Genomic DNA, 14798 nt, shown 5'->3' on the forward strand with positions numbered 1-14798 from the left:
AAGAACTTTGAGCGCACTCTATCTCATGCAACCACTAAGATTAACCTCTGCTTTGTCAGGCTAATGATTAAGCGGCTTGCCGCCACTTCCTGAGATCTCAAATGGGTTCTATAACACGATCGTCCAAATCAATTAGCTTCAGCTATGCTAGCGTCAAGCATTTGCCACGTCATCTCCTGACCTGCCCGTAAGGGCACAAGTCCGGATTCAGTAAATGGCACTTCATCAGGAACGCGCCAGGTCGTTCTGGTCAAGGTAATCTGTTCGGTATTGCGCGGAAGTTGATAAAAATCTGGTCCATAGAAACTGGCGAAAGCTTCAAGTTTATCGAGTGCATCAACGCTCTCAAAAGCTTCTGTGTATAACTCCATCGCGTGCAGAGCCGAGTAGCAACCCGCACAGCCACAAGAACTTTCTTTGCCATTGCGGGGATGGGGAGCGCTATCGGTGCCAAGAAAAAACTTAGGATTACCAGAGGTTGCTGCTTGCAAAAGCGCCAGGCGATGCTCCTCTCGTTTCAAAATGGGCAGGCAGTAAAAATGGGGGCGAATACCACCTTGAAATAGGATATTGCGGTTAAACAATAGATGTTGTGGCGTAATCGTTGCAGCGATGTTGTTGGCAGACAGAACATACTGCACAGCATCTGAGGTGGTAACGTGCTCAAGCACCACGCGCAGGTTAGGAAATCGCTGCTTGAGGGGGATTAAATGTCGCTCGATAAACGCTTTCTCGCGGTCGAACATATCAACATCTTGATCGGTCACTTCCCCGTGCAGTAGCAAAGGTATGTCTACCTGCTGCATCGCTTCAAAGACGCGATCGCACTTACGAATGTCCGTCACCCCGAAGTCTGAATTAGTCGTTGCACCTGCTGGGTAGTACTTTACCGCTTTGACAAACTGGGATTCTTTAGCCGCGATAATTTCTTCGGGGCTGGTGTTGTCGGTGAGGTAGAGCGTCATCAGTGGCTCGAACTGTTGACCAGCTGGAATCGCTGCAAGGATGCGATCGCGATAGGCCGCAGCATCCGCTACCGAGCGTACCGGGGGCTTCAAGTTCGGCATGATGATAGCGCGGGCAAACTGACGCACCGTATGGGGCAGAACCGCTTTCAGTGCTGCACCGTCACGTAGATGTAGATGCCAGTCGTCGGGTCGGGCGATCGTAAGCTTTTGCATCTTTCAATTATAAAACTGCGAGTGCTTTAGCAAGAAAGACATAAGCTAACAACGTCCATGCACGCTGGCTGCCGAAAGATCATCGGTTTGATGCAGAACTTGTTTGCGGCAGGCGATCAACCTGGGTTTACCTACCATGAATGAATCCTTGTATTTGAAAGCTTTGCAACCATCTCTGCACGAGATGATACCTCAAGCTTACGAAACATTCGCTTTAGGGCTTGCTTCACAGAGTTTTCAGTAATCCAAAGTTGACTGCCAATTTCTGCGTTGGTTCGCCCCAATGCTACCAATTCTGCAATCTGCAACTCACGAGGTGTTAAACGATCCCTGCTGAACGATGGGTACATTGTTGCAGTACTAGGTCGCTTCACAGTTGCCAGCCAGACTGATAAATGTAGACAGATGGCACTCAAATCGACTAAGTGTTCGCTATCAAAAGCAGGCATTGTCTTTTCGCGAGTACAGCCAACTACGCCTACAATTTGACCGTGCTTGATAATTGGTCCCGCCATTACATGCCAGTGATCGGGACGAGGACAGATTAATTTCCAAGTCTTGGGCGTTGTTACTAATGCTTCATGAACGGGAGCATGCCGCTCTGTTAGATAACGCACCACAGGATTATGCTCAGTTGAGAGGGCAATTCTCAGGACTTTTTGAAGATTGCGATCGCTTGTGAGATGCTGTTCAAAGAAAAAAATTGCCGAGCGTTTCGCTGCAAAATATTCACCAATCTTGGGTGCGACATGCGATCGCAAGCCCTCTTCATCCTTTGCCTGATGAATTTCTTCAAACAAAAGCTTTAAGGAAATTGACATGGAGGAAAAGAGTACTCGATCGAGGACTATGCCTAGCGGGTTGTCATTCCTAGTATAAATATCAGTTCGCCATAAATCCCATTAGGAGATTTGATTCATGAGTTACTCGCAACAACATGTCATTGGGTTGGTCTTTTACCCCGGTATGACAGCACTCGATATCGTTGGCCCGCAAACCGTGTTTGCTACTCTGCCAGGTGTCCAAATCCACCGCATCTGGAAAACGCTAGATCCAATTCAAACAGATGATGGGATGAAAATTATTCCAGATACCACCTTTGACAACTGTCCGCCTCTAGACATCATTTGTATTGGGGGTGGCTTAGGCCAAAGTGCAGTCGTAGATGACCCGGAGATCCTGGCATTCCTGCGGCAACAGGGTAGTATGACAAAATTTATCACTTCGGTTTGCGGTGGATCTGAGTTTCTTGCAAAAGCAGGATTGCTCCAAGGGTACCGTTCTGCAACTCACTGGATGTTTCGCGAACAACTGGCAGCAGCGGGCGTTCAGGTCGGTACTGAGCGGGTGGTTATCGATCGCAATCGTATGAGTGGTGGTGGTGTTACCGCAGGAATTGATTTTGGTCTGGAGATTGCCAAAGTCCTTTATGGTGAGGAAACTGCCAAGCTGGTGCAGCTATTAATGGAGTATGACCCCGCTCCGCCATTTGATGTGGGTTCTCCCGAAAAAGCAGGTGCAGAGCTGGTGAATAAAGCAATGGTATATGCGGCTGAAGTATTCAATTTACCAGTCACGCAGGTAGCTTGAGATGATTACAAATCTAGAAAGCGATCGCGATATTGCGACCACAAGCTGGTTAAAACGCGGCTTTTACGCGATTTCCATCTTCTTTAACGTCTGCTTAATTGCTCAGGTGTTAACCGTTGGGGTTGCCTACTTCACCGATCCTAGCTGGTGGAATATTCATGTGTGGCTCGTGCGAGGGTATGGCGGGCTGTCGCTAATATTGCTAGCAGGGGCGTGGTTCGCTCCGTTCTCGAACAAAATCCGATCGCTTGCCGCTAGTCTACCCATGCTACTTGGACTACAGTTTTGCAGCATTCATCTCAAGGCTCCTCTTCATTTAGAGGTGCTTCATCCTCTGATTGGATTCACATTATTCTATGTTTCTTCAAGCCTTGTACATCGTGTATCGCGTGAGGTGTTTAACAAGTCAGAAGTTGTGACTGAATCTTAAGAGGAATTTGTGTTAATTTCGCGATCGCACTTACGAATGTCTGTCACACCGAAGTCCGAATTAGTCGTTGCCCCGGCTGGGTAGTGCTTTTTTAGCTTTACCCATCTCCTTTGGATGGCACTGGCACTTATTGTGAAACAGGATGTAGCGGCAAATCCACTGCACGTAGATATCTTCAGTACGGTAGGCGTAGTGCTTGAAACGAAGGGCATCACGCACCTGATTCAGCAATTTCTTAGGAGGTGACTGCATAGAGATAAGTAGATGTCCTGTTATCTAATAGTCCATCTGCTCACCTCTGTAAGGAATCTGAAAATATGCGGAAAGATTCTGGCTATTCAGCTTGAGCAGCGTATTATGCGGAAATAATCTGCATAAGTAGTAAATTTGGGATTTTAGGCGGAAAGTTTCAGTCTATTAATAGTTAGGCGTTTCCTCGCATCTCGTGAAAAAGAAGCCCTCATGCAATATGTTTTAATCATCCACGAAGTCGCTGACTACAAAGCTTGGAAGAAGGTGTTCGACAGTGTCGCATCCATCCGACGCGACGCTGGTGAGCGGTCATTCCAAGTCCTCAGGTATCAGAACGACCCCAACCGGATTGTCCACTTCTCAATGTGGACTTCCATCGACGACGCAAAGCGCTTTTTTGAATCCCCGGAACTCGTCCAAATCCGAAAAGAAGCAGGCGTGAAGTCCCCGGAGTTCATCTACCTCGAACAACTCGAAGCAGGAACGCTCTGATGCAACACCCGGAAACGCCTAACCATCCACGGAGCGTCGCTGATCTTAAGCTCGTTATGCTACTGAGTCTTCGGTAAAGAGGCAACCGAAGGGCTATCTGTCGATGTTCAGGATTAAATTATTTTGAGGTTTCGGTAGGGCGGCAGGTGAAGGGTGTCTGCGGAGCGGTTTAAGCTTTATTGTGGTGCTCAGACCCTTTGCCAACTTGATAGGAGGACATCAACGTGACTGATGAACAACATTCTCTGCTGAAAGCATCAGATATCAATTCAATGGATGCGTTTGAGTTTCATCATCCGCTTAACCCCAATTCAGAAATTTATTTACGCTTCTTGGGGCGTGCTGTCGGCCTTAAACGCATTGGTGTAACAATTGCTCGCGTACCATCAGGCAAGGAATCTTTCATCTTCCACGCTCATCAGAATGAAGAAGAATGGGTTTACATTTTGTCGGGTCGGGGTATTGCGGAAATTGGAGATGTGGAATACGAGGTCGAGCCAGGAGACTTCATGGGCTTTGGGCTACCTCAACAACCCCATCATCTTCGTAATCCATTTGATGAAGATCTTGTATACCTGATAGGTGGAGAAGCAGGACGCTTTGATGTTGGCGTTTTTCCTCGGCTTGGTAAACGAGTGATTAGGGAGGGTGAGTCAGCTTACATATTTGATGAATCAGCGCTTCAACTTTTTTGGAGCAGCAAGCAATCTACTGAGGATTGATATCTCTTGGAGTGGTCGTGGCATAACAACCCTAGTGCAGCGGCCCCTTGTGGAGTTAAATAAAGTGTTGGCAACCGCTGACCAAGAGCGTTAGGCCGAAATTTGTTCTAAGTACAGCTAGGGTTCATAGAAAAGACTTGAGGGATCACAAAATGCAAAGCCAGAATATAGATTTAATCCGAACCCTCTTTCAAAGCCGCTTAGCGACTCTTGAGCATCTCTTGGAGTCAGCTCAAACTCATTTTTGTGATGACGAGTCGTTCCTTCAAAAGCGCATTGTGGCTGACATGCTTCCGTTCGGTACACAGATTGCTTTCACCTGCAATCAACCACACAACTTTGCTCTCTGGTGTAATGGCAAACCTGCGAATAATCTAGATCCAGAGGTCACATCTCTTGCACAGGCATACGAGCACATAACAAACACTAAGGAACTTCTTTTGGGTGTTAACGCTGAAGATGCAAAGCTAGCTGAGGTGACGCGCATTGACTTGGGTCAGAGCCTCTACGTCGAGTTGTCTGGTAATGCCTACGTGAATGAATTTCTAATTCCAAACTTTTACTTCCATATGGTCACGGCTTACGATATTCTTCGCATGGCTGGTGTACCAATTGGAAAACGAGATTACATGCTGCACTTGGTGCCATTAATCAGAAAGAATGAAGCCTAACTATTCAAATGCAGGGGACGGTCAAGAGTCACTCGCTCTAAATTCGGGATTATTGCCGCCGCTGATTTGAGCTGTTATGCTTCGGAACGAGCAGCGACGTACATCAAGAGGTTAAATCTACTCTGCATGCAAATCCACACAATGTTGTGGACAGCTGTTGTGTATTTTGTTTTCTGGATGCTCTAGGTTATGATAAAGCCCGTACAAGTGGGTGTCAACAGGACCCCAATTGCAGCTTTTTAAGTGGCTTTGGTGTCAGGGGTTAAAGCCGAGAGCGGCGTTTCAAGACAAGTTAAAACGCCGCTCTCATTTTTGTCTCTGGCTTCTACCCACGTTCAAGATTGCCACAGCTTAGGGCTGGATAATCCCCCTGACTACTAGGATTAACTATCAGATCTGCTGGATAACACCTCAAATCGGCGGGATTATCCGTCAAATATTCTGTTTAATCCCTTAAAATCTGGGTATTATCCCGTAAACCTGCCAGATAATACCGAGTATAAGGGGCTTATCAAGCGGCTCTGACGCTTAATATATAGTTAGGTATTCTTAAATTTGAGCTTGTATCGATGCAAGTAGGTTAGGCTGTGCAGCATCTAGACAAAGTACATTTACTTCTATGAAAGTTATTGATGTATTTGAAAGTATTGCGTCTTCTACATGGCAACGCATTCGCTTGGGAGAAGCGTATAAAGTCTCTCAGGGTGAAGAAACAATTACAGATATAAATCTTCTAGAGCTTGCTAGAGCTAACTGTACTGAAGTTCAAGTTATAAAAACACCAAAAGATAAGGAAAAATGCCAAGGTACAGATTGGGAATGGTGGATCGGAAACCATCGTTTGGGTTGGCTGCGTTATGCAGTTCAAGCTAAGAAAGTTGATCCTCGTACATCTCGATATAAGGTACTTGGACATAAAGTACATAGTATTCCGCAAATTGAAATTCTTGAGAAGTACGCTAAAGTAAACCATGCTATTCCTCTTTACTGTTTCTATAACTATCTTGATAGTAGTAGCTTGATTAGCTACTGGCGTTGTAATTTGCCTTACGAAGTTGAGCAATTTGGTTGTACAGTAACTCCATCAAAGCATGTACGTACAGCTCTCTCAGAAAGGGGAGCAAGAAAATTTGAATTTCTTCATACCTTCAATGGTACTAAACCCTGGCGTTGCTTAGTGTGTTGTCCTTTGATGCTTCAGGTTTATCGAACTGGTTCGGTCACTGATACTTCTTTGAATTTTGAAAATGTTACGGTTTATCAAACTTTACCCTCCGACCTGTCTGTTGCTCTTGAAACTGGTTTTTTAGAAAACTTTTCGTCTGATTTCTATAGCCGAGATTTAGAGATTTATCCCAAACGAATTCTTGTTGCCAACTACGAAGTTGATAATGTTTAACAATCCGCTTGGAGGGGACTGTCAAAGGTCTTGTTCTTGAGTTCAAGGTTGTTTGCAGCCGTTCAAGCCGAACGTTAGGCTCTGGAGCGAATAGCGGCGTACATCAAAAGGTTAAACCTACTCTACATGCAACTCTACGCAACGCTGTAGACAGCTGTTGTATGTTTGATTTTCTGGTTTCTCTGGTGGGTGTTCTAGGCTATGCCAACGCTCGCACAATTGGGCACCAACAAGAACCTAATTGCAAGTTATTAAGCAGCTTTGGCATTAGAAAGCTGAGGGCGGCGTTTCGAGTTAGTTGAAACGTTGCCCTCATTTTTATCTCTGCTTCTACCCGCGTTCAAGATTGCCGCAGGTTAACGTAGCTGACGCTAGGCTTAGAAACCCCTCGCAGAGCTTGACGCTTGGACTGCTTTGAGGTCATAGCGATCGCAGTTCATCACCTTGTCCCACGCCGCCACAAAGTCATTGACAAACTTCTGCTGCGAGTCTACACATCCATAGACTTCCGCCAGGGCGCGGAGCTGAGAGTTTGAGCCGAAGATAAGGTCAACACGGGTAGCGGTCCATTTCAGGTCGCCGGTTTTGCGATCGCTCCCCTCGAACTCATATTCATCTTCAGAGGTCGCCTTCCACGTCGTACCCAAGTCGAGCAGGTTTACAAAGAAGTCATTGGTCAACGTCTCTGGACGATGGGTGAAGACGCCGTGTTTAGATCCGCCAAAGTTGGCACCCAAAACGCGCAAGCCGCCCAAGAGAGCCGTCATTTGAGGGGCTGACAGACTCAGCAATTGTGCCCGATCGACCAGCAACTCTTCCAACGATTCACTGTGTTTGCCGCTAGTGTAGTTGCGGAACCCATCCGCTGTTGGCTCAAGTGGAGCGAAAGATTCGACATCGGTTTTCTCTTGCAACGCATCCGTGCGTCCCGGCTTGAAGGGAACCGTCACCTCGTGACCGGCATTTTTTGCCGCTTGCTCAATGCCTGCACATCCGCCCAAAACAATCAAGTCAGCAATCGAAACCTTCTTCCCGCCGGACTGCGAACTGTTAAACTCCTGTTGGATTCCCTCCAGCGTTTGTAGCACCGTTGCCAACTGCTCTGGCTGGTTAACTTCCCAATCTTTCTGTGGCGCGAGACGAATGCGCGCTCCGTTCGCTCCACCACGCATATCGGAGCAGCGGAACGTTGACGCCGACGCCCAAGCAGTCGAAACGAGTTGGGAGACAGATAGCCCTGAAGTCAGAATCTGGGCTTTGAGAGCGGCAATGTCCTGCTCGTCAATCAATTCATGGTCAACTGCCGGGATGGGATCTTGCCACAAGAACTCCTCCTGAGGAACCTCTGGACCGAGATAGCGCGATCGCGGTCCCATGTCGCGGTGCGTTAGCTTGAACCACGCCTTGGCGAACTGCTCTGCGAACTCATCCGGGTTGTCGTGGTAACGCTTCGCAATCTGGTTGTAGATGGGGTCCATCTTCATCGCCATGTCCGCCGTGGTCATCATGGGGGCGTGCCGTTTCGACGGATCGTGCGCGTCGGGTACCGTACCTGTACCAGCGTCGCCCTTGGGCTTCCATTGCCACGCGCCAGCGGGGCTTTTCGTCAGCTCCCAGTCATATTTGAACAGGGTTTCGAGATAGCTGTTGTCCCACTGCGTCGGAGTGGGAGTCCATGCGCCTTCGATACCGCTGGTGATCGCATCGACGCCGACACCCGTGTTAAAGGCGTTCTTCCAGCCGAGGCCTTGATCGATGATGGTGGCACCCCCAGGATCAGCCCCTACGTGCGTCGCTTCGCCCGCACCGTGACATTTGCCGAACGTGTGCCCACCGGCTGTGAGCGCGACTGTCTCCTCGTCGTTCATCGCCATCCGACCAAAGGTTTCGCGAATATCGCGCCCTGAACCGACCGGATCGGGTTCGCCGTCTGGCCCTTCCGGGTTCACATAGATTAGGCCCATCTGAACGGCAGCGAGGGGATTCAGGAGTACCCGATCTTCTTCGTAACGCTCATTGCCGAGCCAAGCTTTCTCAGAACCCCAGTAGATGTCTTCCTCTGGCTGCCAGACATCCACACGCCCGCCGGCAAAGCCTAACGTCTTGAAGCCCATCGACTCAAGCGCGCAGTTGCCGGCGAAGATCATGAGGTCGGCCCAGGAGATTTTCTTGCCATATTTCTGCTTGACCGGCCAAAGCAACATGCGCGCCTTGTCGAGGTTGGCATTGTCAGGCCAACTATTGAGGGGTTCAAACCGCTGGCTACCCGAACCCGCGCCGCCGCGACCATCACCAATCCGATATGTGCCAGCGCTGTGCCAAGCCATCCGGATGAAGAGCGGCCCATAATGACCATAGTCGGCTGGCCACCAGTCCTGGGAGGTGGTCATCAGCTCGTAGATATCTGCCCTCAAGGCAGCTAAGTCAAGACTCTTAAACTCCTCAGCGTAGTTGAATTCCTGACCCATAGGATTGGCCTGGGGGGTGTGCTGGTGGAGGATGCTCAGATTCAAATAATGCGGCCACCAGTCTCGGTTTGACGGCATATGACGAGGCTGAGATTTCTGACCGCCGCCCGTAAATGGGCATCCACTTCCGTTGCTCATAGTATTTTCCTATCGAGGTGTGTGGGTAGGTTTTTTGATGTACTGCGGGTATTGCCAACAAATAGCACATAGTAATTATTGGAATAATCGATGAGCAAATAATCGAAGAGAAATATAATCAACGTTATGATTTGAAACAATGAATTTGTGATTTGCAACAATTAGTTAGTTATCAATAACCCAAGAGTGCGATCGCGTTAGCGAAGCGGGAAGTACTCCAGCGCTGCATTCGCCCTACAGCTCTCCCTTGCATCCTACGGCAGGTGTTACCGAAGCGTCGCGCAGATTGCAACCCGATTAGTTAAGTTACTACCACAGTGTACTCATTGCGATCGCACTGATTGTTCATTATCGAATTAGATCAAACTTTGCCGAAGGGGGATGTTGAGTTTCCTTCTGTCAACCCAACCTATGGCAAGGGGCGATCGCACTAGACGGACAAGAGTGTCAGTTATGATGCAAGTATTGCCTGCCACAGAGGAATATCACCCATTACGATTCGTTGACGCCTAGATAAAGTGGAGCTAAGCGCTATGAAAGATACTGCCCAGATTACGGGTTTTCATGCTCATATCTACTTCGATACCTCCAGTCGTGATGCGGCGGCGCGTGTACGTGAAGGATTGGGCGCGTCTTTTGAAGTGCAACTCGGACGTTGGCATGATAAACCGATTGGTCCACACCCAAAGGCGATGTATCAAGTTGCATTCTTACCAGAGCAATTTGGCAAGGTTGTCCCCTGGTTAATGCTCAATCGTGAGGGATTGGATATTCTCGTCCACCCCTCAACAGGCGATGATGTGGGAGACCACACCGATCGTTCTCTGTGGTTGGGAGAGAAGCTAGAGCTGAATATCGAGATCCTAAGGGCGATTGGAATCCGCTAATAATGAGACAGCTAGTGGCGATCGCAGTTGTCTATCTCCCCTAATAAGGGTGTTATGGGGCGATCGCACTCCCATTCACAAAGTGAAGGCTAGCCCCATTTTCACACCTCTCGCCCAGTTCGGTACCTAAACTGAAAGCGATCGCCCAGCATCTGATCGTGTACCAGAAGTTGGTTTCCGTAGGCAATTAGCTTGCTTCATTTGTGAGTTGTGACGGTACACTAAGCTATCTATTTTGTCTTCGAGCGACAGTAACTCCTCATAATATTCCTGGGTTTCATCGGGTCAATAATTGATTCTTCGCAACGTGCGATCGCTTCTACTAAAAAGGTACGCAGCTCAGCCGTTCGTAACAAACTTTCAAAAAATAGCTGTAGTGCCAGTAAATCTGGGAATACTTATATAGATTACCGAAAGGTACTAGGGAACCTGAAATTCATCCAAAATTAGGAGTTCCGCTCCCTCACCTAAAACTATTTGTCATCGCAGCAAGGAAACTTCCATCAAGATGAGTAAAATTACGCTTTCAGAGCGCGTCCGCTACGGGTTCGATAATTTCATGGCTAGAGGTACTGTTGCTCTGATTGGCGGATTAGCCTTGACCTCTCTAGCCTTTATCTTTTTAATGGGGTTCTTGGTCAGCATCACCGGAGTTGCGCCGGAAGGAAGCGATCGCCTTGATCCTCTAGAAGCGATTTGGAGCGTTTTCATGCGGACTCTAGACTCAGGCGCAATGGGCGGCGATACAGGCTGGCTATTTCGGTTTGCGATGCTCTTTGTCACCTTTGGCGGTATCTTCATCATCAGTACCCTAATCGGCATTCTCAGTAGCGGCATTGATACGAAGCTAGAAGACTTACGGAAAGGACGTTCCCGCGTCGTTGAAACCGATCACATTGTAATTTTGGGTTGGTCGCTGCAAGTATTTACCCTCATCTCAGAACTCACCCTTGCTAATGCCAATCGACCCGGTACTTGCATTGTCATTCTCAGTGAAGAGGACAAAGTACACATGGAAGATACCCTTTCTAATATCTTGGGTAAACGTTCCAAAATTCGCTTAGTTTGTCGCACGGGTAGTCCCAGCAATATTACTGACTTAGGGATGGTTAACGTCCAAACGGCACGCTCAATCGTGATTCTAAGTTCATCCAATGCCCATGCTGATATTCAACTCATAAAAACTCTGCTGGCAATTACCAGTATTCCGCGCAGCGTGTCCCAGCCTTATCACATCGTTGCTCAAGTTCAAGACCCCAAGAGTTCCGACGTTGTTAGTCTAATCGGACGCAACGACATAGAGGTTTTACTGACTAACGATCTCATCTCGCGGATCGTTGTGCAAACCTGTCGTCAATCAGGCTTATCAACGGTTTACATGGAGCTACTTGATTTTAGTGGGAATGAAATTTATATCAAAGCAGAACCAACTTTACAAGGAAAAACCTACGGCGATGCGCTTTTAGCCTACAACGATTCTGCGGTACTGGGAATTAAACACGCTGATGGGACGATCCAGCTTAATCCACCGATCGACAGGTCGTTACAACCCAACGAACAACTTGTTTTGATTAGCGAAGATGACAGTACCATTCATCTGTCTCAACTATCTAATATCCCTATCGATCGTCAAGCGATTCAAGTTAAAGAGAAAAATGCGATCGCTGCCGCAGAAAACACCTTAATTTTGGGATGGAATAACCGCATTTCTACCATTATTCAACTACTCGATCGTTACGTTGCTCCCGGCTCCACCGTTACAGTCGTTGCTGAGTTTCCAGAAGCTGAGGTCGTATCAACTGAATCGCTCAACTTACAACAACAGACTGTGCGGTATTCTCAGGGAAATCCTACCGAGCGTCAGGTATTAGAAAGCCTCGACTTAACTAAATACAACCATGTTCTCGTACTCTGCAATACTGACTTAGAACCAGAGCAAGCGGATGCTCAAATCTTGATTACATTGCTTTATCTGCGGGATATTGCCGATCGCTATAAGTGCAATTTTCAGGTTGTCACGGAAATTTTAGATTTGCGAAATCAAGCCTTGGCGCAAGTGGCTCGCCCGGATGATTTTGTCATCAGCGAGCAAATTGTTAGTCGGCTGCTGGCTCAAGTTTCCGAACAGAAAAGCCTCAATGCTGTGTTTGCCGATCTCTTTAGTCCTGAAGGCTCAGAAATTTATCTTAAGCCTGTCGATGAGTATGTTGCGCTCGATCATCCCGTTAATTTTTACACAGTTGTTGAAGCCGCCAAGCAACGTGGTGAATCGGCAATTGGCTATCGTTGTAAAGCGGATGCTAATAATTCAGGTAGAGCTTATGGGGTGACGATCAATCCCAAAAAAGATCAACTGATTACGTTTGCCCCACAAGATACGATCGTTCTATTAGCGGAAAACTAAATTTCAGTTTCAATCTTTTTGTATTGATGTACGCGATCACCATTGACTTTCTCAAGAATTCCGACCCTATCCTGGGACGACTCATTGACCAAATTGGTGCGTGTCAACTGAACCAGTACGAACTGGAGGGAGACTTGTTCTTTTGCCTATCCCGGTCAATTCTCCACCAACAACTTTCTACCAAGGTGGCTAAAGTAATCCACCAAAGGTTTCTCCAGCTTTACCCAGACACTCTGTTTCCTTCAGCGCAAGATGTCCTCGACACGCCAGATGAAGTCCTTCGCGGCGTGGGGATTTCGCGCCCCAAAATCTCTTATATCAAAGATTTGGCACGTCACGCGATCGATGGATTGCCTACGCTTGAGGAGTTGGAAGTCATGGATGATGAGGCGATTATCAAAAGCCTAACGCGGGTCAAAGGCGTCGGACGCTGGACTGTGCAGATGCTCTTGATTTTCCGTCTCAAGCGCTGGGATGTTTTGCCTGTGGATGATTTGGGTGTACGTGCAGGTATTCGGAAACTCTACGGTCTTGAGGCACTTCCTGACCGCAAGACTACAGAACGTTTCGGACAAAGGTGGAAGCCTTATTGTAGTATTGCCTCGTGGTATTTGTGGCGCAGTTTGGAACTCAAGCCAGTTTGAGGACTGCTGGAAAAAGGGGGAAGATGCGATCGCTCCCACCGCTCATTCTCTAAATCCAGAGTGTGCGATCGCCCCTACGTTAAGATGTGAGTGAGCGGTAGCCGAAAGGGTTGTTATGAGCGAGGATGTTGAGTTGACGTGAGGAAACCCAATTTGCGGCGACGGGCTAGCTGCCCTGTTCCCTGATGGAGTAGGCTTAAAACTTAACTGCCCACTTTCAGTCAGACTCATGGAAGGTGGTATGAACAGCGAATCAACCCTGATCAAACAAATTGAAAGTCAGCTTGTTGACTTGGGCTATAACACCTTGTCCATAGTCAAAAATTTTAAGACACCGCTCGGTAGTGAGATTGACTTGTTAATACTCGATAATAACAAGCCTAGAGCTGTGATTGAACTCAAGTCAGGGCAAAGTTTTCCTCAAAGTTTAGATCCTACAGAGCTAAGATTCCATCCTGCTATCCGTATGGCTCAACGTTTTGCCAAGGAAGCTAGTGTTCCATATTATGCCGTAGCCAGTAGTGAACGCATTTTGTGGTTTGAGACGGATCGGGATGGCAGACCAAGATTGTTAACTAGACCAGTCTTTCCAACACAAGAGTACAGCGAAATTGAACGGGCATCTCCTGAAACCACCAGAGAATCCATCTCGCATATACTTTTTCGTCTAATAGATTTAGCTCGGCAAATAAATGATCCTTATAAATTAACACTATATACTTCAATAGCGATTTATGCCCGTATACTAAGCGAAATGGGTGACTCATCGTTGGAAAGAGCACTTAGTAATCCGAGTACTCACTCAGATGTTTTGCAATCGTTTAAAGACGAGATTCAATTGATGGAGTCACTGGATGAAGGAAGCGAATTCTTTTTCCAAGCTTTAGATATTCTCAGTCAAATCACCTTCCTTGAAGTGTCACCTAGCTATTTGCTTGCTGCCTTTGATGAATTTCTTCTAATCAGAAATCAGCTATATGCATTCCAGAAATGTTGAATCCTGATACAAAACTTTACATAGTTAGTTGCACTAAGTCTAAAAAGCCTAAGTTAGTCAACATAACATCATCTCCTCAAACCAATGGACATAACTGATTTTTTGACACATACAACATTGTAAATAGCGGAATTTATCTAATAGTGTATGACCCCATTGTTCGGGAATACATAAAAGCTGTAAAATTAGATAAGCTATCAAACTAACGTAAATTTGTATGGTAATACCATTGACGTTTTTTGTAATTAATTTATCGAGTTTTAAGTGCATCTTTAAAAACTTCCATAATAATTCAACTCGGTCGTGCCTCAACGAAGTGTGGGTATAATCGCTAGGTATTGATAGACAATTCCCTCTTCACATATGCAATGCCCTCTGTGCGGTCACACCAGAACTCACAAACATGGAAAAACTGACATCTTGCACCATTCTCAAGAAGTGGGGTTGCAAAGCGGGTAAAAATCTGAAAAAAAGGGCGTAGAGAAAAATTCAAAAAATGGTCAATGCTAACCATCCTGAGTTA

13 protein-coding genes and 3 pseudogenes are annotated in these 14798 nt (G+C 47.0%); 11 read left to right on the forward strand and 5 right to left on the reverse strand.

Annotation, left to right across the window (positions count from 1 at the left end; all coding sequences use genetic code 11):
• Nucleotides 1-93: pseudogene (locus tag NDI42_RS29020) on the forward strand (transposase); the annotation flags it as partial.
• A 35-nt stretch (nucleotides 94-128) separates the two neighbouring features.
• Here NDI42_RS29020 and pyrC read toward each other — a convergent pair.
• Entirely contained in the window at nucleotides 129-1181 is a 1053-nt protein-coding gene (pyrC, locus tag NDI42_RS27175; RefSeq protein ID WP_190454750.1) for a dihydroorotase, read from the reverse strand.
• Between the two features lie 131 nt (nucleotides 1182-1312).
• The gene (locus NDI42_RS27180; RefSeq protein WP_190454752.1) at nucleotides 1313-2002 is read right to left on the reverse strand and encodes a helix-turn-helix domain-containing protein; all 690 of its coding nucleotides are present in this window, start codon (nucleotides 2000-2002) and stop codon (nucleotides 1313-1315) included.
• Between the two features lie 97 nt (nucleotides 2003-2099).
• On the opposite strand from NDI42_RS27180, the gene NDI42_RS27185 reads away from it, so the two are divergent.
• Both NDI42_RS27185 and NDI42_RS27190 read left to right on the forward strand, forming a co-directional pair.
• Complete coding sequence (locus NDI42_RS27185) at nucleotides 2100-2771, forward strand: DJ-1/PfpI family protein (RefSeq protein WP_190454754.1); 672 nt, start codon at nucleotides 2100-2102, stop codon at nucleotides 2769-2771.
• A gap of 1 nt (nucleotide 2772) precedes the next feature.
• A complete protein-coding gene (locus NDI42_RS27190; protein WP_190454757.1) occupies nucleotides 2773-3201 on the forward strand; it encodes a DUF6220 domain-containing protein in 429 nt (142 codons plus the stop codon).
• A gap of 153 nt (nucleotides 3202-3354) precedes the next feature.
• On the opposite strand, the pseudogene NDI42_RS27195 reads toward NDI42_RS27190, so the two are convergent.
• Nucleotides 3355-3453: pseudogene (locus NDI42_RS27195) on the reverse strand (phage integrase N-terminal SAM-like domain-containing protein); the annotation flags it as partial.
• A gap of 210 nt (nucleotides 3454-3663) precedes the next feature.
• On the opposite strand from NDI42_RS27195, the gene NDI42_RS27200 reads away from it, so the two are divergent.
• The 4 genes from NDI42_RS27200 (at nucleotide 3664) to NDI42_RS27215 (ending at nucleotide 6737) form a co-directional block, all read left to right on the forward strand.
• Nucleotides 3664-3945, forward strand: coding sequence for an antibiotic biosynthesis monooxygenase (locus NDI42_RS27200; protein ID WP_190454764.1), 282 nt, complete (start codon nucleotides 3664-3666; stop codon nucleotides 3943-3945).
• Nucleotides 3946-4169: 224 nt separating this feature from the next.
• The gene (locus NDI42_RS27205; RefSeq protein ID WP_190454767.1) at nucleotides 4170-4667 is read left to right on the forward strand and encodes a cupin domain-containing protein; all 498 of its coding nucleotides are present in this window, start codon (nucleotides 4170-4172) and stop codon (nucleotides 4665-4667) included.
• Nucleotides 4668-4819: 152 nt separating this feature from the next.
• Nucleotides 4820-5338 (forward strand): DUF1993 domain-containing protein, encoded by a 519-nt coding sequence (locus tag NDI42_RS27210; RefSeq protein ID WP_190454769.1) that lies wholly within the window; start codon nucleotides 4820-4822, stop codon nucleotides 5336-5338.
• 619 nt (nucleotides 5339-5957) lie between these two features.
• The gene (locus NDI42_RS27215) at nucleotides 5958-6737 is read left to right on the forward strand and encodes a DUF6615 family protein (protein WP_190454772.1); all 780 of its coding nucleotides are present in this window, start codon (nucleotides 5958-5960) and stop codon (nucleotides 6735-6737) included.
• A gap of 377 nt (nucleotides 6738-7114) precedes the next feature.
• Here NDI42_RS27215 and katG read toward each other — a convergent pair whose 3' ends face one another.
• The gene (gene katG / locus NDI42_RS27220; RefSeq protein ID WP_190454775.1) at nucleotides 7115-9343 is read right to left on the reverse strand and encodes a catalase/peroxidase HPI; all 2229 of its coding nucleotides are present in this window, start codon (nucleotides 9341-9343) and stop codon (nucleotides 7115-7117) included.
• Between the two features lie 533 nt (nucleotides 9344-9876).
• On the opposite strand from katG, the gene NDI42_RS27225 reads away from it, so the two are divergent.
• From NDI42_RS27225 to NDI42_RS27240, 4 genes are all read left to right on the forward strand, one after another.
• Entirely contained in the window at nucleotides 9877-10230 is a 354-nt protein-coding gene (locus NDI42_RS27225) for a DOPA 4,5-dioxygenase family protein (protein WP_190454780.1), read from the forward strand.
• A gap of 508 nt (nucleotides 10231-10738) precedes the next feature.
• On the forward strand, nucleotides 10739-12634 hold the full coding sequence (locus NDI42_RS27230; RefSeq protein WP_190454782.1) for a CASTOR/POLLUX-related putative ion channel: 1896 nt from the start codon (nucleotides 10739-10741) through the stop codon (nucleotides 12632-12634).
• Between the two features lie 23 nt (nucleotides 12635-12657).
• Nucleotides 12658-13278 carry a DNA glycosylase family protein gene (locus NDI42_RS27235; protein ID WP_190454784.1) on the forward strand — a complete coding sequence of 207 codons (621 nt, stop codon included), beginning with the start codon at nucleotides 12658-12660 and terminating at the stop codon, nucleotides 13276-13278.
• A 241-nt stretch (nucleotides 13279-13519) separates the two neighbouring features.
• On the forward strand, nucleotides 13520-14275 hold the full coding sequence (locus NDI42_RS27240) for a hypothetical protein (RefSeq protein ID WP_190454787.1): 756 nt from the start codon (nucleotides 13520-13522) through the stop codon (nucleotides 14273-14275).
• Between the two features lie 57 nt (nucleotides 14276-14332).
• On the opposite strand, the pseudogene NDI42_RS27245 reads toward NDI42_RS27240, so the two are convergent.
• Nucleotides 14333-14572: pseudogene (locus NDI42_RS27245) on the reverse strand (hypothetical protein); the annotation flags it as partial.
• Between the last annotated feature and the right edge of the window lie 226 nt (nucleotides 14573-14798).

This window comes from Funiculus sociatus GB2-C1 (assembly GCF_039962115.1).
Classification (GTDB): Bacteria; Cyanobacteriota; Cyanobacteriia; order Cyanobacteriales; family FACHB-T130; genus Funiculus; species Funiculus sociatus.

What these genes read in the sequence shown, in the direction of transcription:
- pyrC (WP_190454750.1), bottom strand. Translation starts at nt 1,181, where the DNA reads ATGCAAAAGCTTACGATCGCCCGACCCGACGACTGGCATCTACATCTA.
- NDI42_RS27180 (WP_190454752.1), bottom strand. Translation starts at nt 2,002, where the DNA reads ATGTCAATTTCCTTAAAGCTTTTGTTTGAAGAAATTCATCAGGCAAAG.
- NDI42_RS27185 (WP_190454754.1), top strand. Translation starts at nt 2,100, where the DNA reads ATGAGTTACTCGCAACAACATGTCATTGGGTTGGTCTTTTACCCCGGT.
- NDI42_RS27190 (WP_190454757.1), top strand. Translation starts at nt 2,773, where the DNA reads ATGATTACAAATCTAGAAAGCGATCGCGATATTGCGACCACAAGCTGG.
- NDI42_RS27200 (WP_190454764.1), top strand. Translation starts at nt 3,664, where the DNA reads ATGCAATATGTTTTAATCATCCACGAAGTCGCTGACTACAAAGCTTGG.
- NDI42_RS27210 (WP_190454769.1), top strand. Translation starts at nt 4,820, where the DNA reads ATGCAAAGCCAGAATATAGATTTAATCCGAACCCTCTTTCAAAGCCGC.
- NDI42_RS27215 (WP_190454772.1), top strand. Translation starts at nt 5,958, where the DNA reads ATGAAAGTTATTGATGTATTTGAAAGTATTGCGTCTTCTACATGGCAA.
- katG (WP_190454775.1), bottom strand. Translation starts at nt 9,343, where the DNA reads ATGAGCAACGGAAGTGGATGCCCATTTACGGGCGGCGGTCAGAAATCT.
- NDI42_RS27225 (WP_190454780.1), top strand. Translation starts at nt 9,877, where the DNA reads ATGAAAGATACTGCCCAGATTACGGGTTTTCATGCTCATATCTACTTC.
- NDI42_RS27230 (WP_190454782.1), top strand. Translation starts at nt 10,739, where the DNA reads ATGAGTAAAATTACGCTTTCAGAGCGCGTCCGCTACGGGTTCGATAAT.
- NDI42_RS27240 (WP_190454787.1), top strand. Translation starts at nt 13,520, where the DNA reads ATGAACAGCGAATCAACCCTGATCAAACAAATTGAAAGTCAGCTTGTT.